This window comes from Azovibrio restrictus DSM 23866 (assembly GCF_000429665.1).
Lineage (GTDB): Bacteria > Pseudomonadota > Gammaproteobacteria > Burkholderiales > Rhodocyclaceae > Azovibrio > Azovibrio restrictus.
Window position 1 is genome coordinate 1 of the sequence record NZ_AUCH01000053.1, and the last position, 1,188, is coordinate 1,188.

Here is a 1,188-nt window from a genome sequence, read left to right on the forward strand (position 1 = left end):
GTGGATAACCTCGTTGGTCTGAACCGGCGGGAAGGCGGCGGCTATGGGGATTGTAAGCCGGGCGGCTCGCAAATCACACACATGACATAACTCGCTGGCATTCAGAACAGGCTGGCGAGGCAAGAAGCCGCCGTCCCGCCAGCGCCGCCACGAACTTGCCGCGAAACACTTTTCGGACAGGTTCGGCGGCCTGCCCTCACACTTTTACCCCATTGATGTTCTACTTGTACCTGATCATGGACCTCTACAGCCGGATGATCGTTGGCTGGGAAATTCATGCCAGCGATGATGCCGTCCATCTGCTCAAGCGAACCGCGCTGGCGGAAGGCATCCATGCCATGCCGGAGAAGCCCGTACTACATGGCGATAACGGCACCCTCAAGGCCACCACGGTGCTGGCCATGCTCCACTGGCTGGGCGTCAAACCCTCGTATTCGCGTCCGCGCGTCTCCGATGACAACGCCTTCGTCGAATCGTTGTTCAAGACCGCCAAGTACCGTCCGGAATTCCCCGCGCGCGGCTTCGCCGATCTGGAAGCGGCTCGTTCCTGGGGACATGACTTCGTACGCTGGTACAACGGCGAGCACCGCCACAGTGGCATCCGCTATGTCACGCCCGCTCAGCGCCATGCAGGGGAAGATATCGCCATCCTGGCTGCACGTCATCAGACATATCTCCAGGCACGCGAAGCCAATCCAGCCCGTTGGTCAGGAAATACTCGCAACTGGTCACCGATTGGCGCCGTCACGCTCAATCCTGAGCGCGATGTTGTCATACGTGAGCAACTACAGGCTGAAAATAAAACACGGTTGGCTGCATGAATCACGCGACAACTATCTTGACTTGCTCCGTGGTCAGCAAGGTCCGGGCACGAATGTCGCGGCTGTGGGCGAGCAGATGGCTGACTTCTTCACGCGTGAGTATCTGCGGCAGGCGTTTGGGCACCTTGGCCATCGGAATCTCGAAGGCGGCATCGCGTTGGCCGAGAACGATGGTAAAGAGAAAGCGGATGGCGCAGACCGCTTGATTGACGCTGGCGTAAGCGAGTTTCCGTTCGGTGATCAGGTGCAGCAAATAGGCCTGGATGGCCGCCGTGTCGAGCGTATCCGGTGATCGCCCATAGTGTTTCGCGAGCTTGCTGACACAGTTCAGGTAAGTCTCTTGGGTCCGCTGGGCAAAGCCCCGTAG

1 protein-coding gene and 1 pseudogene are annotated in these 1,188 nt (G+C 59.1%); one reads left to right on the forward strand and one right to left on the reverse strand.

Features of this window, described 5'->3' with window-relative positions:
• Window positions 1-215: 215 nt before the first annotated feature.
• A pseudogene (locus G474_RS21540) lies at window positions 216-821 on the forward strand (transposase); the annotation flags it as partial.
• A 1-nt stretch (window position 822) separates the two neighbouring features.
• Here G474_RS21540 and G474_RS21545 read toward each other — a convergent pair.
• Window positions 823-1,188 (reverse strand): site-specific integrase (locus tag G474_RS21545; protein ID WP_169729551.1); only part of this gene is annotated, 366 nt, incomplete at its 5' end.